Here is a 20,979-nt window from a genome sequence, read left to right on the forward strand (position 1 = left end):
CGGTCACCCCGTGCACCACGGGGTGACCGCCCTTTCGTCGTTCGACCTACGCCTTACTGGTTGTACGGACCGTAGTCGTAGTCCTCGAGCGGAACGGCCTGGCCGGAGCCGGTGCCGAACGGCGAGTAGTCGATGTCGTCGTAGCCGACGGCCGAGTACATCGCGGCCTTCGCCTCCTCGGTCGGCTCGACCCGGATGTTGCGGTAGCGGGACAGACCCGTACCGGCCGGGATGAGCTTACCGATGATGACGTTCTCCTTGAGGCCGATCAGGGAGTCGGACTTGGCGTTGATCGCCGCGTCCGTGAGGACCCTGGTCGTCTCCTGGAAGGACGCCGCCGACAGCCAGGACTCCGTGGCCAGCGAGGCCTTGGTGATACCCATGAGCTGCGGACGACCGGAGGCCGGGTGACCGCCCTCCTGGACCACACGACGGTTCTCCTGCTCGAAGCGGGAGCGCTCGACCAGCTCGCCGGGCAGCAGCTCGGCGTCGCCGGACTCGATGATCGTCACGCGGCGCAGCATCTGCCGGATGATGATCTCGATGTGCTTGTCGTGGATCGACACACCCTGCGAGTTGTACACCTTCTGGACCTCGCCGACCAGGTGGACCTGGACGGCACGCTGGCCCAGGATGCGCAGCACGTCGTGCGGGTTGGTGGCACCCACGGTGAGCTTCTGGCCCACCTCGACGTGCTCGCCCTCGCTGACCAGGAGTCGGGCGCGCTTCGAGATCGGGTACGCCGTCTCGTCGCTGCCGTCGTCCGGCGTGATGACGATCTTCTTGGTCTTCTCGGTCTCCTCGATCCGCACGCGGCCGGAGGCCTCGGAGATCGGGGCGACACCCTTCGGGGTACGGGCCTCGAAGAGCTCGACGACACGCGGCAGACCCTGGGTGATGTCGTCACCGGCCACACCACCGGTGTGGAAGGTACGCATCGTCAGCTGGGTACCGGGCTCACCGATGGACTGGGCGGCGATGATGCCGACCGCCTCACCGATGTCGACCAGCTTGCCGGTGGCCAGCGAGCGGCCGTAGCACATGGCGCAGGTGCCGACGGCGGACTCGCAGGTCAGGACCGAGCGGGTCTTGACCGTCTCGACGCCGGCCGCGACCAGCTGGTCGATGAGCACGTCACCGAGGTCGACGCCCGCCGGGGCGAGCACCTTGCCGTCCACGACGATGTCCTCGGCGAGGCAGCGCGCGTACACGCTGGTCTCGGCGTTGCCCGCCTTGCGCAGCACACCGGCCTCGTCGCGCTCGGCGATGGCCAGCTTGAGGCCGCGCTCGGTGCCGCAGTCCTCCTCGCGGATGATGACGTCCTGGGAGACGTCGACCAGACGACGGGTGAGGTAACCCGAGTCGGCGGTACGCAGAGCGGTGTCCGCCAGACCCTTACGGGCACCGTGCGTGGAGATGAAGTACTCCAGCACGGACAGACCCTCACGGAACGAGGCCTTGATCGGACGCGGGATCGTCTCGTTCTTCGCGTTCGACACCAGACCACGCATACCGGCGATCTGACGCATCTGCATCATGTTGCCTCGTGCACCCGAGTTCACCATCATGAAGATCGGGTTGGTCTTCGGGAAGTTCTCGTTCATCGCCTCGGCGACCTCGTTGGTCGCCTTGGTCCAGATCGCGATGAGCTCCTGCGTGCGCTCGTCCTTGGTGATCAGACCGCGCTCGTACTGCTTCTGGACCTTCTCGTCCTGCGCCTCGTAGCCGCGGACGATCTCCTTCTTCGCCTCGGGAACGACGACGTCGGAGATGGCGACGGTCACGCCGGAACGGGTGGCCCAGTAGAAGCCGGCCGCCTTCAGGTTGTCGAGCGTCGCCGCCACGATGACCTTCGGGTACCGCTCGGCGAGGTCGTTGACGATCTCGGAGAGCTGCTTCTTGCCGACCTCGTAGTCGACGAACGGGTAGTCCTCGGGCAGCAGCTCGTTGAAGAGCGCACGGCCCAGCGTGGTCTTCAGACGGAACGAGTCACCCTGCTGCCACTCGGGCTCCCCCTCCTCCTGGACCGGCGGAGTCCAGCCACGCGGCGGGATGGTGCCGACGGGGAAGCGGATGTCGATCTTCGACTGGAGCGAGAGCTCGCCCGCGTCGAAGGCCATGATCGCCTCGGCGACGGAGGAGAAGGAGCGGTCCTCACCCTTGACGTCCCGCATCTCACCGTCGGTGGTGAGGAAGAACAGACCGAGGACCATGTCCTGGGTCGGCATCGTCACCGGACGGCCGTCGGCGGGCTTGAGGATGTTGTTCGAGGACAGCATCAGGATGCGGGCCTCGGCCTGCGCCTCCGCGGACAGCGGCAGGTGCACGGCCATCTGGTCACCGTCGAAGTCCGCGTTGAACGCGGTGCAGACGAGCGGGTGGATCTGGATGGCCTTGCCCTCGACCAGCTGCGGCTCGAAGGCCTGGATGCCGAGGCGGTGCAGGGTGGGCGCACGGTTCAGCAGCACCGGGTGCTCGGCGATGACCTCTTCGAGGACGTCGTACACCACGGTGCGGCCGCGCTCGACCATGCGCTTGGCGCTCTTGATGTTCTGCGCGTGGTTCAGGTCGACCAGGCGCTTCATCACGAACGGCTTGAACAGCTCCAGCGCCATCGCCTTCGGCAGACCGCACTGGTGCAGCTTGAGCTGCGGACCGACGACGATCACGGAACGCGCGGAGTAGTCCACACGCTTGCCGAGCAGGTTCTGACGGAATCGACCCTGCTTGCCCTTCAGCATGTCGCTGAGGGACTTCAGCGGACGGTTACCGGGACCGGTCACCGGACGGCCGCGACGACCGTTGTCGAAGAGGGCGTCAACGGCCTCCTGAAGCATGCGCTTCTCGTTGTTGACGATGATCTCCGGGGCACCCAGGTCCAGGAGCCTCTTCAGACGGTTGTTGCGGTTGATCACACGGCGGTACAGGTCGTTCAGGTCGGAGGTCGCGAAGCGGCCACCGTCCAGCTGCACCATCGGGCGAAGGTCCGGCGGGATGACCGGCACGCAGTCCAGCACCATGCCCTTGGGGCTGTTGCTGGTCTGGAGGAACGCGGAGACGACCTTCAGGCGCTTGAGCGCACGGGTCTTCTTCTGGCCCTTGCCGGTACGGATGATCTCGCGGAGACGCTCGGCCTCCTCGTCGAGGTCGAAGGACTCCAGGCGCTTCTGCAGCGCCGCGGCACCCATCGAACCGTCGAAGTACGTGCCGAAGCGGTCCCGCAGCTCGCGGTAGAGCAGCTCGTCGCCCTCGAGGTCCTGGACCTTGAGGTTCTTGAAGCGGGTCCACACCTCGTCGAGCCGGTCGATCTCGCGCTGGGCGCGGTCGCGCAGCTGCTTCATCTCGCGCTCGGCGCCTTCGCGCACCTTGCGGCGCACATCGGCCTTGGCGCCCTCGGCCTCCAGCTCGGCCAGGTCGGTCTCGAGCTTCTTGGCGCGGGCCTCCAGGTCGGCGTCCCGGCGGTTCTCGATCTGCTGCCGCTCGACGGAGACGTGCGCCTCCAGCGAGGGCAGGTCACGCGTACGGCGCTCCTCGTCGACGTACGTGATCATGTACGCCGCGAAGTAGATGACCTTCTCGAGGTCCTTGGGAGCCAGGTCGAGCAGGTAGCCCAGCCGGCTCGGGACACCCTTGAAGTACCAGATGTGCGTGACGGGCGCGGCCAGCTCGATGTGGCCCATCCGCTCACGGCGCACCTTGGCGCGCGTGACCTCGACGCCACAGCGCTCACAGATGATGCCCTTGAAGCGGACGCGCTTGTACTTGCCGCAGTAGCACTCCCAGTCCCGGGTCGGACCGAAGATCTTCTCGCAGAAGAGCCCGTCCTTTTCCGGCTTGAGGGTGCGGTAGTTGATGGTCTCGGGCTTCTTGACCTCACCGTGGCTCCACTGACGGATGTCGTCAGCGGTGGCCAGGCCGATCCGGAGCTCGTCGAAGAAGTTGACGTCGAGCACTATGCGTCAATCCCTCTCAGGGTCGTAAGTCTTGGGGTCTGAAACGGGGGTCCTGGGGCCGGCGGACCTTGGTGGTTCAAGGTCCGCCGGACTCCCGTCAGACCTCTTCGACGCTGCTCGGCTCGCGCCGGGACAGGTCGATGCCGAGCTCCTCCGCAGCGCGGAAGACGTCCTCGTCGGTGTCACGCATCTCGATGGACATACCGTCGCTGGACAGCACCTCCACGTTCAGGCACAGGGACTGCATCTCCTTGATGAGCACCTTGAAGGACTCGGGGATGCCGGGTTCGGGGATGTTCTCGCCCTTGACGATGGCCTCGTAGACCTTCACGCGGCCGGTGACGTCGTCGGACTTGATGGTCAGCAGCTCCTGGAGGGCGTACGCGGCGCCGTAGGCCTCGAGGGCCCACACCTCCATCTCACCGAACCGCTGGCCACCGAACTGGGCCTTACCACCCAGCGGCTGCTGGGTGATCATCGAGTACGGACCGGTCGAGCGGGCGTGCAGCTTGTCGTCGACCAGGTGGTGCAGCTTCAGGATGTACATGTAGCCGACCGAGATCGGGTCCGGGAACGGCTCACCGCTACGGCCGTCGAACAGCTGCGCCTTGCCGGACGGGAGCACCATGCGCTCGCCGTCGCGGTTCGGGATGGTGTGCTGGAGCAGACCCGCCAGCTCGTCCTCACGCGCACCGTCGAAGACCGGGGTGGCGACGTTGGTGCCCGGGGCGACCTGGTCGGCGCCGATGGCCTGGAGGCGCTGGGCCCACTCGTCGGCGAGACCGGAGACGTCCCAGCCGCGGCTGGCGAGCCAGCCGAGGTGGATCTCCAGCACCTGTCCCGGGTTCATTCGGGACGGGACGCCGAGCGGGTTGAGGATGATGTCGACCGGGGTCCCGTCCTCGAGGAACGGCATGTCCTCGATGGGCAGGATCTTGGAGATGACACCCTTGTTGCCGTGGCGGCCGGCGAGCTTGTCACCGTCGGTGATCTTGCGCTTCTGCGCGACGTACACGCGCACCAGCTGGTTCACACCGGGGGGAAGCTCGTCACCCTCCTCGCGGTCGAAGACGCGCACGCCGATGACCTTGCCGGTCTCGCCGTGCGGCACCTTCAGCGAGGTGTCACGGACCTCACGGGCCTTCTCACCGAAGATCGCGCGCAGCAGGCGCTCCTCGGGCGTCAGCTCGGTCTCACCCTTCGGGGTGACCTTGCCGACGAGGATGTCACCGGCGATGACCTCGGCGCCGATGCGGATGATGCCGCGCTCGTCGAGGTCGGCGAGGACCTCCTCGGAGACGTTCGGGATGTCCCGGGTGATCTCCTCGGGGCCGAGCTTGGTGTCACGGGCGTCGACCTCGTGCTCCTCGATGTGGATCGAGGAGAGGACGTCGTCCTGCACGAGGCGCTGCGACAGGATGATCGCGTCCTCGTAGTTGTGACCCTCCCACGGCATGAACGCCACGAGCAGGTTCTTGCCGAGCGCCATCTCGCCGTTCTGGGTGGCCGGACCGTCGGCGAGGACCTGGCCCTCGATGATCCGGTCGCCCTCGTTGACGATGACCTTCTGGTTGACCGAGGTGCCCTGGTTGGAGCGGGCGAACTTGGCCAGCCGGTAGGTGATGTAGGTGCCGTCGTCGTTGGCGGTGGTGATGTAGTCGGCGGAGACCTCCTGGACCACACCGGCCTTCTCGGCCTTGACCACGTCGCCGGCGTCGACCGCGGAGCGGTACTCCATGCCGGTGCCGACGAGCGGGGACTCCGACTTAATCAGCGGCACGGCCTGACGCATCATGTTCGCGCCCATCAGGGCACGGTTGGCGTCGTCGTGCTCGAGGAACGGGATCATGGCGGTCGCGACCGACACCATCTGGCGCGGCGAGACGTCCATGTAGTCGACGTCCTCGGGGCTGACGTAGTCGACCTCACCGCCACGGCGGCGGACCAGGACGCGGGCCTCGGAGAAGCGCAGCTCGTCGTTGAGCGTGGCGTTGGCCTGCGCGATGACGAAGCGGTCCTCCTCGTCGGCGGTCAGGTAGTCCACCTCGTCGGTGACCTGGCCGTCGACGACCTTGCGGTACGGGGTCTCCACGAAACCGAAGGCGTTGACGCGACCGTAGGAGGCGAGCGAGCCGATCAGACCGATGTTCGGGCCTTCAGGGGTCTCGATCGGGCACATACGGCCGTAGTGCGACGGGTGCACGTCACGGACCTCGAAGCCGGCCCGCTCACGGGACAGACCACCCGGGCCGAGCGCGGACAGACGACGCTTGTGCGTCAGCCCGGACAGCGGGTTGTTCTGGTCCATGAACTGCGACAGCTGGCTGGTGCCGAAGAACTCCTTGATGGAGGCGACGACCGGCCGGATGTTGATCAGCGTCTGCGGCGTGATCGCCTCGACGTCCTGAGTCGTCATGCGCTCACGGACGACGCGCTCCATACGGGCCAGACCGGTGCGGACCTGGTTCTGGATGAGCTCGCCGACGCTGCGCAGACGACGGTTGCCGAAGTGGTCGATGTCGTCGGTCTCGACGACGATCATGTCGCCGCTGTCGCCGGTGGTCTCGGTCTCGCCGGCGTGCAGCTTCACCAGGTACTTGATCGTCGAGATGATGTCCTCGACGGTCAGGATGCCCGCGTCCAGCGGGGCGTCCGCACCCAGCTTCTTGTTGACCTTGTAGCGGCCGACCTTCGCGAGGTCGTAGCGCTTGGGGTTGAAGTACAGGTTCTCGAGCAGCGTCTGCGCGGCCTCACGCGTGGGGGGCTCGCCCGGACGCAGCTTGCGGTAGATGTCGAGCAGCGCGTCGTCCTGGCCCTGGGTGTGGTCCTTCTCCAGGGTGGCGCGCATCGACTCGTAGTCGCCGAACTCCTCGAGGATCTGCTCGGTCGTCCAGCCGAGCGCCTTGAGCAGCACGGTGACCGACTGCTTGCGCTTGCGGTCGATACGGACGCCGACCATGTCGCGCTTGTCGATCTCCATCTCCAGCCAGGCACCCCGGGACGGGATGATCTTGGCGGAGAAGATGTCCTTGTCGGACGTCTTGTCGATGGAAGAGTCGAAGTAGACGCCCGGCGAACGGACCAGCTGCGACACGACGACACGCTCGGTGCCGTTGATGACGAAGGTGCCCTTGTTGGTCATGAGCGGGAAGTCGCCCATGAAGACCGTCTGGGACTTGATCTCGCCGGTCTCGTTGTTGGTGAACTCGGCCGTCACGAAGAGCGGAGCCGCGTACGTGAAGTCGCGCTCCTTGCACTCGTCGATGCTGTTCTTCGGCGGCTCGAAACGGTGGTCGCGGAAGGTCAGCGACATCGACCCGGAGAAGTCCTCGATCGGGGAGATCTCCTCGAAGATCTCCTCGAGGCCGGACTTGGTGGGGACGTCCTGACCGTTCTCCAGAGCCTCCTCGACCCGACTCTGCCAGGCGGTGTTTCCGAGCAGCCAGTCGAAGCTCTCGGTCTGCAGCGCGAGCAGGTTCGGAACCTCGAGAGGCTCCTTGATCTTTGCAAAGGAGATGCGCAGCGGGGCGGTGCTGGCGCCGTTGTTCGTATTCGCGGTCGAGGCGTTGCGCGAGGCGGCCAAGAGGGGGTCCTTCCGAGGGCTCGGACTCACTACGCGCGTACCGGCCCCTCTCCCACACAGAGACAGATGCCTCTTTTCTGGTCAAACGGCCAGCTCAGAGATGATCTGTACGTCGGTGCTCGGGTGAGGGCATGCCCCTGGTGACGGGCAGGGGACAGCTAACAGGCAGCGCAAAGGGTCAGTGTAGCCACTTGGCACACTGATGTCCAGTGCGGGTTTTTCGAGACCCTCGTGGTTCTCAACGCCCTCGGTCTGCTTGCCCTCAACGCACGGTGATACTGCCCTCTTCGTCGTCGATCCATGCCTCGGAACTTGGATCGTCGTGACGACGCGTCCTGAGAATTGCGCGCTGCGTGCGGTTCGTCAAGGCCTCGTTCGCCCCGACCGGAGCCGCCCGGAGACACGACGAAGATCACCATACCCCCCGTGTACGGGGGTGCAAGGCAACCGTGGCCGCGCCCCCAGGAACGCCGAAGAGCGACCACCCGGATGGATGATCGCTCTTCTGTGCGTCAGCGTTACAGCCCCAGGGGGACTGTTTCAGCCGTTGCCGCGGTCGTCGCCGACCGCAGGGTGTTACTTGACCTCGACGGAGGCGCCGGCGCCCTTGAGGGCCTCGGCGGCCTTCTCCGCGGCGTCCTTGGCGACCTTCTCGAGAACGGGCTTCGGGGCGCCGTCCACGAGGTCCTTGGCCTCCTTCAGACCCAGCGAGGTCAGCTCACGCACGACCTTGATGACCTGGATCTTCTTGTCGCCGGCGCCGGTGAGGACGACGTCGAACTCGTCCTTCTCCTCGACGGCGGCGGCCTCGCCACCGGCACCGCCGGCGGGGGCGGCGACGGCGACCGCGGCGGCGGCGGCCTTGACGTCGAACTTCTCCTCGAACGCCTTCACGAACTCGGAAAGCTGGATGAGGGTCATCGACTCGAACTCGGCGAGCAGTTCGTCCTGGGTGAGAGCCACGGTGGGCAATCCTTCCACTAATTCGGCTGGTGCCGGATGTACATGTCTGGCGGGCGTGCGCCTTACGGCGTTACTGCGTAGACGTTCGGCCCGTGCGACCCCCGCCTCAGGCGGCGGTGGTCATTTCGCGAGCCGAGTTACTCGGCACCGCCCTGCTCGCCGTCCTGCTTGGCGCGAAGCGCGTCCACGGTGCGGACGAGCTTCGTCGGGAGCGCCTGGAAGAGCTGCGCAGTCTGCGTCTGCTTGCCCTTCAGGGCGCCCGCCAGCTTGGCGAGCAGAACCTCGCGGGACTCGAGGTCCGCAAGCTTCTTGATCTCGTCGGCGGACAGCGCCTTGCCGTCAAGGACACCGCCCTTGATGACGAGGTTGGGGTTGTCCTTGGCGAAGTCACGAAGACCCTTCGCCGACTCCACCGGGTCACCGGTGACGAAGGCGACCGCCGTCGGACCGTTGAACAGGTCGTCGAGCGTCGTGATCCCGGCCTCGTTGGCCGCAATCTTGGTCAGCGTGTTCTTCACCACGGCGTACTGGGCGTTCTCACCGAGCGAACGACGCAGCGTCTTCAGCTGCGCCACGGTGAGACCCCGGTACTCGGTCAGCACGGCGGCGTTCGAGCTGCGGAACTGCTCCGTCAGCTCGGCTACCGCGGCAGCCTTGTCGGGCCTTGCCATAGAGCGTCGGCCTCCTTCCGGGTGATGAGGACCGCTCGGAAGGGGCTGGGACAAACGAAACGCCCCGGCGCAGGGCACGGGGCGTGGCTCGACCGAACACATTCCGTAGGCGGAATCGGTCCGGGAGCAACTTCCACTGTCACCTGCGCGGGTCGTCCGCGTTTCAGCGGATCCTTCGGCCACCGCACCCTCTTGCGAGCGCACGGCAACGACCAGCGGTCTTTGGCTTCTCGAGGAGCGTACGGGAACGGGGCGCCGACAAGCAAATCCGCCCGTAGGGGGCCTCAGCCCCGGGCAGCCTCCTTGGCCTCCTTGATCTTCGCGGCCATGTCGACGGTGTCGGATGCGGGCGGCGCCTGCACGGTCACCGGCTTGCCGAAGTCGAGCAGGGTGATGGTCAGGTCGAGCGGGCCGCCCTTGCCGGAGCCGCGCAGGCGCACCTGGCGGGTGCGGTCGGCGTCGTCGATCCACACGTCCATGGTCAGCTCGTCGACGCCCTGCTTCTCGTACTGGGCGAGGCTCTGCTCGCGGCGCTGGCGGGTGGCCTTGTCCTGCCCCTTGGCCGCGTCGCGGATCTCGTCGAGGGTGGCCGTGCCCCGGTAGTGCGTGGTGGGAACGCCCTCGACGGTCTCGGTGCCGGCCTTGCTCAGGTCGTCGGCGCCGGTGAGGAAGGCGGCCTCGCGGGCCGGGTTCTGGCGGACCTTCTCGGCCATCGGGCCGGTGTCGACCCTCAGACCGCCGGGGGTTCTGGACTTGCCCGGCGCGCCGAACTTGATCCAGTGCTTGCCGTCCTCGGTGGCCTCCTCGCTTCCCCAGTACACCGCTCCGCCGATCAGCCGGACCTCGGCCGTGCCCTTCCCCGGCCCGCCGAAGACGGTGGTCCTCAGGCTCATCACCGGCTCCGGCTCGGTGGCCATCGCCCCCTGGGCCTCGATCCGGCCCTCCTGGGGCATCCGGCCGGTCATCCGGTAGCGCAGGGAGGTGACCTGTTCCGTCGTCTGCACGGCCCGCGTGACGGCGGCCGCGGCCGTGGCCGCGGAGCCGTCCCCGCCCTCCGCACCGCCCACCGCGCCGCACCCCGCGACGAGCAGCGTGGACACCGCGGAAAGCGCGGACAGCCCGACGACACCGACGGAAGACCTCATCCCATTCCCCCCAGGAAACGCACAGAGCGCGCACCGACACAGCGGTCACACGGTCGACGCACAGCGAGGGTGTGAAGGTATCCGAGAGGGACCGGCGCGGTCCTGTGAATTCCTGTCCTGTGCATGCCTACGGCGTCGGGGCGCCGCCCTGCTGCCTCAGCAGCTCCGAGAAGTCCGCCGTGTCACCGGCCGGAGGCGCCTGGGTGGTGACCTCGGTTCCGTAGTCGCTGTAGTAGGCGGTCTGGCTGTACCCGCCGTGCGCCGTCTCGCCCTTCTCGACCTTCTTGACCAGCAGGTCCTTGGCGTCGACCCAGATGTCGACGGTCTCGGCGGTGACGCCGGCCTGCTCCAGGTGCGCCCGCAGCCCGGCGTCGGCGACGTCCGCGACCTCGACGGTGCCGGAGTAGTGGGTGGTGCGCCGCCCCTCGACGATCTCCTCGCCGACCTCCTGGACGTCGTCGGAGTCCAGCAGCAGCCGCACCGACTGGTTCGGGGTGGTACTGCGCAGCTGGGCGGCGAAGTCCGCGCCGGTGCCCATGGCGGCCAGGTCGTCGTACGCGTACTTCAGCCAGCGCTTGCCGCCACCGGCCTGGCCGGCGAAGGCCTGCCCCATGTGGGCGTAGAAGGCGTCGGGCAGATAGCGGGCCTCCATCGAGGTGACGCCCAGCTCGCGCATCGTCTCGGCGGTCGTACCGCCGGTGTAGGTGATGGTGAGGGTGCCGGTGAGGCCGTGGCCCCAGCGCAGGGCGCCGACGGCCGTGAGGGAGAGCTGGTCGCCCAGGACGGTCGTGGACCGGACCCGGGCGGAGTCGGCGCGTCCGGTGGAGCGCTCGGCGGTGCGCAGGGCCGCGAGGGAGGCGGGGGCCGCCGTACGGTCCTGCTCGGGCCTCCCGTCGGACGTGCAGGCCGCCGCGCCGGTCAGCGCGGCCGTCACCACGAGTGCGAGCGCGGCACGCCCCGTCGTGCTCTTCATCGGTCCCCCCTGTGCGTGTGCCCTGAACGCACGCTAACTCAGGGCGGACGGCCCTGACATGGGAACGGGCCCCGCACCTGGGAGGGTGCGGGGCCCGTGACCGACGTGGTGAGCCTCAGGCTCAGACCGCGGCGGGGTCCTCCTCGACGAGGAGGTTGCGGGTGCGGTTCGGGTCGACCGGGATGCCGGGGCCCATCGTGGTGGTGATGGCGGCCTTCTTGATGTAGCGACCCTTGGCGGCGGACGGCTTCAGACGGAGGATCTCCTCCAGGGCCGCGCCGTAGTTCTCCACCAGCTTGCTGTCGTCGAACGACGTCTTGCCGATGATGAAGTGCAGGTTGGAGTGCTTGTCGACGCGGAACTCGATCTTGCCGCCCTTGATGTCGGTGACGGCCTTGGCCACGTCGGGGGTGACGGTGCCGGTCTTCGGGTTCGGCATCAGACCACGCGGACCGAGCACGCGGCCGAGGCGGCCGACCTTGCCCATGAGGTCCGGGGTGGCGACGACGGCGTCGAAGTCCAGGCGGCCCTTGGCGACCTCGTCGATCAGTTCGTCGGAGCCGACGATGTCGGCGCCCGCGGCCTCCGCGGCCGCAGCACGGTCACCGGTCGCGAAGACCAGGACCCGGGCGGTCTTGCCGGTGCCGTGCGGCAGGTTCACGGTGCCACGGACCATCTGGTCGGCCTTGCGCGGGTCGACGCCCAGACGGAAGGCGACCTCGACGGTGCCGTCGAACTTGGTCGTGGAGGTCTCCTTGGCGAGGCGGACGGCCTCGAGCGGGGCGTAGAGCTTCTCCCGGTCGATCTTGGCGTCCGCAGCGCGGAGAGACTTGCTGCGCTTGCTCACTACTGCTCCTGTGTGCTGAAGAGGAGTCGTGGTCCGGGCCGAGCAGGCCCTTCCACGTGCGGCCGGAGCCGCGTTTCTACGAAGGTGCTACGGGGCTGGAGGTCAGCCCTCGACCGTGACGCCCATGGAACGCGCGGTGCCGGCGATGATCTTCGCGGCGGCGTCCAGGTCGTTGGCGTTGAGGTCGGGGAGCTTGGTCTGGGCGATCTCGCGGACCTGCGCCTCGGTGATCTTGGCGACCTTGGTCTTGTGCGGCTCGCCGGAGCCCTTCTCGATGCCCGCGGCCTTGAGGATCATCTTCGCGGCCGGCGGGGTCTTGGTGATGAAGGTGAAGGAGCGGTCCTCGTAGACCGTGATCTCCACCGGGATCACCCAGCCACGCTGCGACTCGGTCGCGGCGTTGTAGGCCTTGCAGAACTCCATGATGTTGACGCCGTGCTGGCCCAGCGCCGGGCCGACCGGCGGAGCCGGGTTGGCGGCGCCGGCCTGGATCTGGAGCTTGATGAGCCCCGTGACCTTCTTCTTCTTGGGAGGCATTTCGGGTCCTCTCCCGTTTCTCTGTTGATTTCCGAGTGCCCGAAGGCAACCGCACAACCCTAACGGGTAGGTTGGCGCGGCCAAAAACCGAGCAGGTCAGACAGGCTGTGTGAGCCCGTCTGACCCGGCCGGTGGCTTGATCGCCGAAGGCGTCAGTTCTTCTGGATCTGGTCGAAGCTCAGCTCGACCGGGGTCTCACGACCGAAGATCTCCACCAGACCCTTGACCTTCTTGGAGTCGGCGTTGATCTCGTTGATCGTGGCCTGGAGGGTGGCGAACGGGCCGTCGGTGACGGTGACCGAGTCGCCGACCTCGAAGTCCAGCACCTGGACCTCGACCTTGCGCTGCGGGGCCGGCTTGCCCTCGGCCTCGGCGGCCTCGCGGGCGGCCTTCTCCTCCGCCTCCGGGGCGAGCATCTTGACGATCTCGTCCAGGGTCAGCGGGTACGGGTCGTAGGCGTTGCCGACGAAGCCGGTGACGCCCGGGGTGTTGCGGACGACGCCCCAGGACTCGTTGGTCAGGTCCATGCGCACCAGGACGTAGCCGGGCAGCTTGTTCTGGCGGATGGTCTTGCGGTCGCCGTTCTTGATCTGGACGACCTCTTCCTGCGGCACCTCGGCCTGGAAGATGTAGTCCTCGACGTTCAGCGAGACGGCGCGCTGCTCCAGGTTGGTCTTCACGCGGTTCTCGTAGCCGGCGTAGGTGTGGATGACGTACCACTCGCCGGGCAGGGTGCGCAGCTCCTCGCGCAGGGCGGTGATGGGGTCGACCGGCTCGGCCGGCTCTTCCTCGGCCTCGGCGACGGCCTCTTCGGCGCCGTCGTCCTCGGCGTCCTCGTCGGCATCCTCGTCCTCGACGTGGAGCGCGGCTTCCTCGGCGGACTCGCCCGCCTCGTCGTCGGCAGCCTCGAACTCGTCCAGGTCCTCGTCCGCACCCTCGACGATGTCGAGCTCGTCGTCGACGTCGTCGGGCTCGATGGCGTCGTTCAGGTTCTGGTCAGACACGGTGGCTGCTTCTTCCTGGATACATAGGGGTGGAACACGCGAAAGGGGCGCCGATCACCCGGCGCCCTTCGCTCTTGGCTCAGCCGAAGACGTACTTGGCGGCGTTGCTGAGTCCATAGTCAATCACGGTCACCAGGCCGATCATGATGACAACGAAGATGATCACGACCGTGGTGTACGTCGACAGCTGGCCCCGCGTCGGCCAGACGACCTTGCGAAGCTCCGCGACGATCTGCCGGTAGAAGAGCGCGAGCCGCTTCAGCGGACCCTTCTTGGCGCGCTTGCCGCCCTTGCGCGTCTTCTTCTTCGCCTCAGGGACCTCGTCCTGGGCATCAGGCGTGTCGATGGAGCCCACGGCATCCGCCATTCGTCCTCACCTGTTCCCGGGTCGTGGCCGTGCCGCGCCCGGTCTGAGCCGCACGGCGGTGCATTGCTGTACGTACATGCGCACACATCCTGGCGAAGGTGTGTGTAGCAGGGCCGGAGGGACTTGAACCCCCAACCGCTGGTTTTGGAGACCAGTGCTCTACCAATTGAGCTACGACCCTTTGTGTGTCCCCAACGTACCGCATCCAGCCGGGTGCTCGGTGTGCACCGCTTGTGGCACGGCTGTTGAAGGCCAACGACGTGAGAGTGTACGTGGTCCTGAGCGTGCCGTCGAACGGAAAGTGGTCCTGGGCGGATTCCGTCTGGTGTTCACTCGGCTGCCCAGTGGGTGAAACCCGTGTGCCGGGCCGGTTTCCTGTCTGAAAACATGGGCCTCATGAGCGCTGCAACCCCTCCCACCGAGCGCCGGGTCTCCGCCCGAGTCGGCGCGATCTCCGAGTCCGCCACCCTCGCCGTGGACGCCAAGGCCAAGGCCCTGAAGGCCGCCGGGCGTCCGGTGATCGGCTTCGGCGCCGGTGAGCCCGACTTCCCGACTCCGGACTACATCGTCGAGGCCGCGATCGAGGCCTGCAAGAACCCGAAGTACCACCGCTACACGCCGGCCGGCGGCCTGCCCGAGCTGAAGGCCGCGATCGCCGCGAAGACGCTGCGGGACTCCGGCTACGAGGTCGACCCGTCGCAGATCCTGGTCACCAACGGCGGCAAGCAGGCCATCTACGAGGCGTTCGCCGCGATCCTCGACCCGGGCGACGAGGTCATCGTCCCGGCGCCGTACTGGACGACGTACCCGGAGTCGATCCGGCTGGCCGGCGGTGTGCCGGTGGAGGTCGTGGCCGACGAGACGACCGGCTACCGGGTGAGCGTGGAGCAGCTGGAGGCGGCCCGCACGCAGCGGACGAAGGTCGTGCTGTTCGTCTCCCCGTCCAACCCGACCGGCGCGGTCTACAGCGCCTCGGACGCCGAGGCGATCGGCCGCTGGGCCGTGGAGCACGGCCTGTGGGTCATGACGGACGAGATCTACGAGCACCTCGTCTACGGCGACGCGAGGTTCACCTCGCTCCCGGCGATCCTTCCCGAGCTGCGCGACAAGTGCGTCGTGGTGAACGGTGTCGCGAAGACGTACGCGATGACCGGCTGGCGGGTGGGCTGGATCATCGGCCCGCAGGACGTGGTGAAGGCCGCGACGAACCTCCAGTCGCACGCCACCTCGAACGTCTCCAACGTGGCGCAGGTCGCCGCGCTGGCCGCCGTCTCCGGTGATCTGTCGGCCGTCGAGAAGATGCGGGAGGCCTTCGACCGGCGCCGCAGGACGATCGTGCGGATGCTCAACGAGATCGACGGCGTGGTCTGCCCGGAGCCCGAGGGCGCGTTCTACGCGTACCCGTCGGTGAAGGCGCTGATCGGCAAGGAGATCCGGGGCAAGCGCCCGCAGAACTCGGTGGAGCTGGCCGCGCTCATCCTGGAGGAGGCCGAGGTCGCGGTGGTCCCGGGTGAGGCCTTCGGCACGCCGGGCTATCTGCGGCTGTCGTACGCGCTCGGGGACGAGGACCTCGTCGAGGGTGTGAGCCGGATCCAGAAGCTGCTGGCCGAGGCCCGCGACTGACTCGTCTCGCGCAGGGGCACCGCACCGGGACGTTCCGGTGCGGTGCCCCTGTCGTTCGTGCGAGCAAGACCACGTTCGTGGATTCCGCTTCCGGGACGGGAGGGGCGTACGGCAGGATCCTGGGATGGAGCGTGTACGTGATGTCTCTGAGCTGCCGAAAGCCCATCTGCACCTGCACTTCACCGGATCGATGCGGCCCGCGACCGTGCTGGAGCTGGCCGACAAGCACGGCGTGCGCCTGCCGGAGACGCTGACCGAGGCCCTGGTCAGCGGGGAGCCGCCGCAGCTGCGCGCGACCGACGAGCGGGGCTGGTTCCGCTTCCAGCGGCTGTACGACGCGGCGCGCTCGTGTCTGCGGGAGCCGGAGGACATCCAGCGGCTGGTGCGGGAGGCCGCGGAGGAGGACGTGCGGGACGGGTCGGGGTGGCTGGAGATCCAGGTCGACCCGACGTCGTACGCGCCCCGGCTGGGCGGTCTGATCCCGGCGCTGGAGATCATCCTGGACGCGGTGGAGACGGCGTCGCGGGAGAGCGGGCTCGGGATGCGGGTGCTGGTGGCGGCGAACCGGATGAAGCATCCGCTGGACGCCCGGACCCTGGCCCGGCTCGCCGTGCGGTACGCGGACCGGGGTGTGGTGGGTTTCGGGCTGTCGAACGACGAACGGCGGGGCATGGCGCGGGACTTCGACCGTGCCTTCGCGATCGCGCGGGAGGGCGGGCTGCTGTCCGCGCCGCACGGCGGTGAGCTGACCGGGCCCTCGTCGGTCCGCGACTGCCTGGACGATCTGCACGCCGACCGGGTCGGTCACGGGGTGCGGGCGGCGGAGAACCCGCGGCTGCTGGCGCGGCTGGCCGAGCGCGGTGTGACGTGTGAGGTGTGCCCGGCGTCGAACGTGGCGCTGGGCGTGTACGAGAAGCCGGAGGACGTGCCGCTGCGGACCCTGTTCGAGGCGGGCGTGCCGATGGCCCTGGGCGCCGACGACCCACTGCTGTTCGGCTCCCGGCTGGCCGCCCAGTACGAGATCGCCCGGGAGCACCACGGTTTCACGGACGCGGAGCTGGCGGAACTGGCCCGGCAGTCGATCCGGGGCTCGGCGGCCCCGAAGGAGACCCAGGAGAAGCTGCTGAGCGGGGTCGACGACTGGCTCGCGTCCTGAGCGGGGTCCGCCGAGGCGGTGACCCGGGGGCGGTGAGGTGCGGCCCCCGGGTGCGGGGCCGGTGTCAGCGGGACCGTGTGGTGGCGGACGGGACCGGTTCCGGCAGCAGGGGGTAGCGGGCCGACAGGCGCATCGCGCCCTCGGTGACCGCCGGGTCCTCCGCGGCCGCCTGCACTCCGTCCAGGTAGGAGTGTGCCGCCGCCTCGTAGAGCTGGTCGATCGCGGCCAGTTCGGCGGCCAGCGCCTCGGCGCGGGCCTCGCGCCGCTCGTGGAGCGTCTCCTGGTCCCGCCTCGCCGCGGCGGCCGCGGCGGCGGCCGCGGCCAGCGTGACCTCGGCCTTCTCCAGCCGCTTGTGGTGGTGGCGGTAGGCGGCGACGAAGGGGTGCTCCTCGGACAGCGCCAGCAGGAAGGCGATGCCGCCGGAGAGCAGCAGCAGCGAGATGAAGGTGACGCTGACGGTGTGCTCGTCCAGGTTGAGCTGCTCCAGGACGGTCGGTGCCGGGGGCAGGTCGACGTCGAGCTGCCGGGCGAGTTCCTCCATGCCGGGCGTGGAGCTGTCCCGGAAGACGATCCGGGCCCTCAGGTCGCCGAGGTACCAGGCGGCCCAGCCCCACAGGGAGGCGAGCGCCGCGGCGATCGGCAGGACCACCCGCAGCGAGGCGGTGGCTCCCCGGCGGCGCCACTGGCGGCCCGCCTGGAAGGGGCCGGCCGTCATGACGACGCCGACGGCGGCCGACAGCAGATAGGCGCTGAGCCTGCCCTCCGGTGTGCCGTCGTGGATCGCCAGGAACAGGGTGACGTACACCGGGAGTTCGACCAGGACGAGCAGCCCGGCGAGGACCAGCCGGGGTTTGCGGGCCATGGCCGTGGTCTCCGTGAGGCCCTCCCAGCGTCCGCCGGCGGGGGCGGGGGCCGGGGTGACCTCCGGGTCGAAGTCGTCGTCCCGGTCGTCCCGGTCGTCCCAGCCGTCGGCGTACGGCGGGTCGCGGTCGGGGTCCTGTCGCGGGGCGTTGGCGCCGTGCCGGGACACCAGGTGGGGCAGGAGGCGGTCGCGACGGTCCTGACGGGCGGCGATCCGGGTGGCCGCCCGGTCCAGCTGGGCGGTCGCGGCGTCCCGGCGGCGGGTCTCCTCCTCCTGGGCCGCGTGCGCCGTGCGGGCCTCCTCCTCCCGGGCGGCCGTCTCGGCGTACAGCCGTGCGGAGGCGCGCAGCTCCCGTTCCTCGTGCGCGTGGTGCCGGGCCACGATCCGGTCGCGGGCGTGGCCGCGCAGCCCGGTCAGCCGACCGAGGTAGGGCAGGCGGTGGACCGAGGCCAGGACGTACGGGTTGAGGGTGCCGTCGGCGGCGGCTCGGGCGCCGGCCGCCCGGGCCTGCGCGAGCAGGCTCCTGGCCTCCCTGGTCTCGGTCAGCGGGACGTCCCCGCGCTGTGTCGCGCCGCCGGTGCGGCCCAGGCCGGGTGCCCGGCCCGCGCCGCGCCGGAACGGCAGGCTGTCGCGGAGCCGGCGCGGCTCGTCAGGCCCCGTAGCCGTCGTCGACATCGACCTTCACCTCCTTCTCCAGCACCTGCTGCCAGAACTGGTCCATCTGCTCGACGCGTTCGGGGGTGGTCTTGCCGCCGCGCATGGCGAAGCCGACGCGGTGGACGGTGGTGTCGGGCAGCGCGGGCAGTCCGCGGCCGGTCACCAGGGCGTTCACGGCGGTGTCGCGCTGCGCCTGGGTGGCGAGCCGGTACTTGGACAGCTTGAAGTCGGGGTCGGCCTGCTCGAAGTCGCTGATGACCAGGACGTGGTAGGTGCCGTCGCCGTCGCGGGGCACCTTGGCCGCGCGGTCGAGACCGCCGAGGACGTCCGAGCCGGGCTGCCTCTGGCGGGCGCAGTCGAGCATCTTGTCGGCGCCCGCCGCGGCCAGGACGCGGGTCTGCGCCCACAGGGGCTCGCGGTCGGAGCGCTGGTCGTCGTCCGGGTCGATGTCGATGCGCGGGACCTGGCAGGAGGAGGCGACGGACGCGGAGGTGATGGGCGCGTAGGAGAGGTACTTGCACTTCTGGTCGGCGAGGAAGCGGGGCAGGGTCGCCTTCAGCTTCTCCTTGGCGCGGAACCCGTCGTCGCCGTCGGCGCCGGAGCCGGAGCCGTCCACGACCACCGCGCAGTCGGCGGAGAGGCGCTCGGGCCCGTCGAACGTGCCGCAGGAGGCGACGAGCAGGGCGGCGACGGCTGTCATCCCCGTCACCCCTGCCGCGCCCGGGCGGGGCACGCCCGTCCGCCGCCCGCCCCGGGGCCTCGCGGTGGTGTGTGGCTTTCTCATCGTGTCCCCCGTCCTGCCCGGCCGGATGCCGCGGGTGCCGGGCCGATCCGCTGTTCGAGGATCTGGAGTGCTCTGCGGACCAGGGCGTCGTCGAGCATCCAGTCCGGTGCTCCGGTCCATGTCTCGTCCAGGACCGCGTCGGCCACGGTTCCCGTGGGCTGGGACGGGTCCTGGCGGGCGGCGCGCGCGTACGCGGCCTCGTAGTGGGCGAGTTCCTGGTCGGCGCAGGCGGCGAGGGCCAGGCCGCGCTGCTGGCAGGCCGTCACCTCCGTGCGCCACTGCGATACCCAGCCGCCGAAGCGGGCCAGGGCCGCGGGCACGTCCTCGCGCCGGTGGTCGTACTCCGTGACGATCCGCGCGGACTCCTCGTGCACGCTGTCGATGTCCCGCGCGTGCCGGGTGACGAAGCGGGACCGCAGGTCCTCCAGTGCCATGCGCAGCCCGCGTTCGAGCTGGCGGGTGTAGTGATCGGTGCCTATGCCTGCCTTGCCGTCCCGGCGTCCACGGCGGGTGGCCCGCCAGCGGGTGCGCGCGGTGAGGCGGCTGCGGCCGTAGTCCGCCGGGACGGACCTGACCTCGCTCATGCCATCCCCCTCGTCAGATTCCCCGGACCGCCCCTGGGCCGCCTGTGGGCTGCCGCGCGGGCGCCCTCGGCGCGAGCGGCACCTCGCGCGCCGCGCCGGAATCCGGGATTGGCGCGCAGCCTAGGCGAAAAACGAACGCGGGCGGGAGGGATTTCCCGCAACCGATTTCCCGTGCCCGGAAATCAGCCGGAGAGCGACCGGTGATCGACCGGTGATCGACCGGCGCCCGGCCCGAGCCGGGTCGCCCTTCCTGGAAAACTTCTGAAACGCAGGCTGGGCGGACGGGACACGGAATACGCTTCCCTTCCGCCGGCCCGGGCCATCCCGGAAAAGCCGAAAAGATCTTCGAATTCCGGGGGCGAGGGGCGCATCCAGAAGCACAAAGGGGCGCATTGAGGAGCGCCATGAGGCGTGAAGGGGGGCGCATGAAGGAAAACACCGCCGAGGCGGCGCGGCCGGTGCGGATCGCCGACGGGTATTTCCCCGTCGAGACGCTCGGCCCGGGCCGTCGGCTGGCCCTGTGGTTCCAGGGGTGCGCCCTGGCCTGCCCCGGCTGTATGTCCCGGCACACCTGGGACCCGGCCGGCGGGCGGGCGGCCACCGTGGGCGAGCTGCTCCAGCTCTGGGAGGCCGCGCTCGGCCACGGCGCCGAGGGGCTGACCGTCAGCGGCGGGGAGCCGCTGGCCCAGCCCGCCGCCCTGGCCGCGCTGCTGCGCGGCGCCGACCGGCTGCGCCGGCGTCACGCGCGCGTGGGGCGACCGCTCGCGGACCTGCTCGTCTACACCGGCCATGAGCCGGAGGAGGTGCCGGAGGTGGTGCCGGACGAGGTGTGGGCGGCGCTGGCGGGCGCGGACGCGGTGGTCACCGGCCGGTTCCGGGCCGGTGAGCCCACCGACCTGGTCTGGCGCGGCTCGGCCAACCAGCGCCTCGTCCCGCGCACGCCGCTGGGCGTCAGCCGCTACGCCGAGCACCTCAGCCGGACGTATCCGCCGGGCCCCCGCGTGAGCGTCCGGGCCCAGGGCACGCACGCGCGCGTGTACGGCGTCCCGGGCCGCGGTGAACTGCGCCGACTGGAGACCGGGCTGGCGGCGGACGGAATCAGGCTGAGGGAGGCGAGTTGGCGGCCGTGACGGGGGTGTGGGGGCTGCATGGGACGGCTGGGGCGGGGGTGAGGGGGCTTGAGCCGGTCGTGACAGGGGCGAAGGGGTGGCGAGCGGCCGGCGTGAGGGGGGCGCGCGGGCGGCGGGTGGCGGGGGCCAGGGGGTGGCGG

16 protein-coding genes and 1 tRNA gene are annotated in these 20,979 nt (G+C 69.3%); 3 read left to right on the forward strand and 14 right to left on the reverse strand.

The window, feature by feature from the left end:
* Positions 1-53: 53 nt before the first annotated feature.
* The 11 genes from ALMP_RS11150 to ALMP_RS11200 all read right to left on the reverse strand — a co-directional run bounded on the left by ALMP_RS11150 (position 54) and on the right by ALMP_RS11200 (position 14,224).
* On the reverse strand, positions 54-3,953 hold the full coding sequence (locus ALMP_RS11150) for a DNA-directed RNA polymerase subunit beta' (protein ID WP_264926559.1): 3,900 nt from the start codon (positions 3,951-3,953) through the stop codon (positions 54-56).
* 97 nt (positions 3,954-4,050) lie between these two features.
* Positions 4,051-7,536 (reverse strand): DNA-directed RNA polymerase subunit beta, encoded by a 3,486-nt coding sequence (gene rpoB / locus ALMP_RS11155; RefSeq protein WP_264926561.1) that lies wholly within the window; start codon positions 7,534-7,536, stop codon positions 4,051-4,053.
* Between the two features lie 576 nt (positions 7,537-8,112).
* Positions 8,113-8,499, reverse strand: coding sequence for a 50S ribosomal protein L7/L12 (gene rplL / locus ALMP_RS11160; RefSeq protein WP_264926563.1), 387 nt, complete (start codon positions 8,497-8,499; stop codon positions 8,113-8,115).
* 137 nt (positions 8,500-8,636) lie between these two features.
* A complete protein-coding gene (gene rplJ / locus ALMP_RS11165; RefSeq protein WP_264926565.1) occupies positions 8,637-9,170 on the reverse strand; it encodes a 50S ribosomal protein L10 in 534 nt (177 codons plus the stop codon).
* A gap of 284 nt (positions 9,171-9,454) precedes the next feature.
* A complete protein-coding gene (locus ALMP_RS11170) occupies positions 9,455-10,315 on the reverse strand; it encodes an LppX_LprAFG lipoprotein (protein WP_264926567.1) in 861 nt (286 codons plus the stop codon).
* 127 nt (positions 10,316-10,442) lie between these two features.
* On the reverse strand, positions 10,443-11,288 hold the full coding sequence (locus ALMP_RS11175; protein ID WP_264926569.1) for a hypothetical protein: 846 nt from the start codon (positions 11,286-11,288) through the stop codon (positions 10,443-10,445).
* Positions 11,289-11,409: 121 nt separating this feature from the next.
* A complete protein-coding gene (gene rplA, locus ALMP_RS11180; protein WP_264926571.1) occupies positions 11,410-12,135 on the reverse strand; it encodes a 50S ribosomal protein L1 in 726 nt (241 codons plus the stop codon).
* Positions 12,136-12,237: 102 nt separating this feature from the next.
* A complete protein-coding gene (gene rplK / locus ALMP_RS11185; RefSeq protein ID WP_003998857.1) occupies positions 12,238-12,672 on the reverse strand; it encodes a 50S ribosomal protein L11 in 435 nt (144 codons plus the stop codon).
* A 152-nt stretch (positions 12,673-12,824) separates the two neighbouring features.
* Positions 12,825-13,676, reverse strand: coding sequence for a transcription termination/antitermination protein NusG (gene nusG, locus ALMP_RS11190; protein ID WP_264926577.1), 852 nt, complete (start codon positions 13,674-13,676; stop codon positions 12,825-12,827).
* A gap of 79 nt (positions 13,677-13,755) precedes the next feature.
* On the reverse strand, positions 13,756-14,043 hold the full coding sequence (gene secE, locus ALMP_RS11195; RefSeq protein WP_264926580.1) for a preprotein translocase subunit SecE: 288 nt from the start codon (positions 14,041-14,043) through the stop codon (positions 13,756-13,758).
* A 108-nt stretch (positions 14,044-14,151) separates the two neighbouring features.
* Positions 14,152-14,224: transfer RNA gene (locus tag ALMP_RS11200), tRNA-Trp, on the reverse strand.
* A 215-nt stretch (positions 14,225-14,439) separates the two neighbouring features.
* On the opposite strand from ALMP_RS11200, the gene ALMP_RS11205 reads away from it, so the two are divergent.
* A complete protein-coding gene (locus ALMP_RS11205) occupies positions 14,440-15,666 on the forward strand; it encodes a pyridoxal phosphate-dependent aminotransferase (protein ID WP_264926582.1) in 1,227 nt (408 codons plus the stop codon).
* A 124-nt stretch (positions 15,667-15,790) separates the two neighbouring features.
* Entirely contained in the window at positions 15,791-16,822 is a 1,032-nt protein-coding gene (locus tag ALMP_RS11210) for an adenosine deaminase (RefSeq protein WP_264926584.1), read from the forward strand.
* A gap of 64 nt (positions 16,823-16,886) precedes the next feature.
* Here the strand turns inward: ALMP_RS11210 and ALMP_RS11215 are convergent, their stop codons facing one another.
* The 3 genes from ALMP_RS11215 to ALMP_RS11225 all read right to left on the reverse strand — a co-directional run bounded on the left by ALMP_RS11215 (position 16,887) and on the right by ALMP_RS11225 (position 19,709).
* The gene (locus tag ALMP_RS11215; RefSeq protein ID WP_264926586.1) at positions 16,887-18,359 is read right to left on the reverse strand and encodes a hypothetical protein; all 1,473 of its coding nucleotides are present in this window, start codon (positions 18,357-18,359) and stop codon (positions 16,887-16,889) included.
* Complete coding sequence (locus ALMP_RS11220) at positions 18,334-19,041, reverse strand: hypothetical protein (RefSeq protein WP_264926588.1); 708 nt, start codon at positions 19,039-19,041, stop codon at positions 18,334-18,336. Before ALMP_RS11220 ends, ALMP_RS11215 begins: the two co-directional genes overlap by 26 nt.
* 80 nt (positions 19,042-19,121) lie before the next feature.
* The gene (locus ALMP_RS11225; protein WP_264926590.1) at positions 19,122-19,709 is read right to left on the reverse strand and encodes a hypothetical protein; all 588 of its coding nucleotides are present in this window, start codon (positions 19,707-19,709) and stop codon (positions 19,122-19,124) included.
* 425 nt (positions 19,710-20,134) lie between these two features.
* On the opposite strand from ALMP_RS11225, the gene ALMP_RS11230 reads away from it, so the two are divergent.
* On the forward strand, positions 20,135-20,839 hold the full coding sequence (locus tag ALMP_RS11230; protein WP_264926592.1) for a radical SAM protein: 705 nt from the start codon (positions 20,135-20,137) through the stop codon (positions 20,837-20,839).
* Positions 20,840-20,979 lie beyond the last annotated feature (140 nt).

The sequence above is a fragment of the Streptomyces sp. A012304 genome (genome assembly GCF_026008495.1).
Lineage (GTDB): Bacteria > Actinomycetota > Actinomycetes > Streptomycetales > Streptomycetaceae > Streptomyces.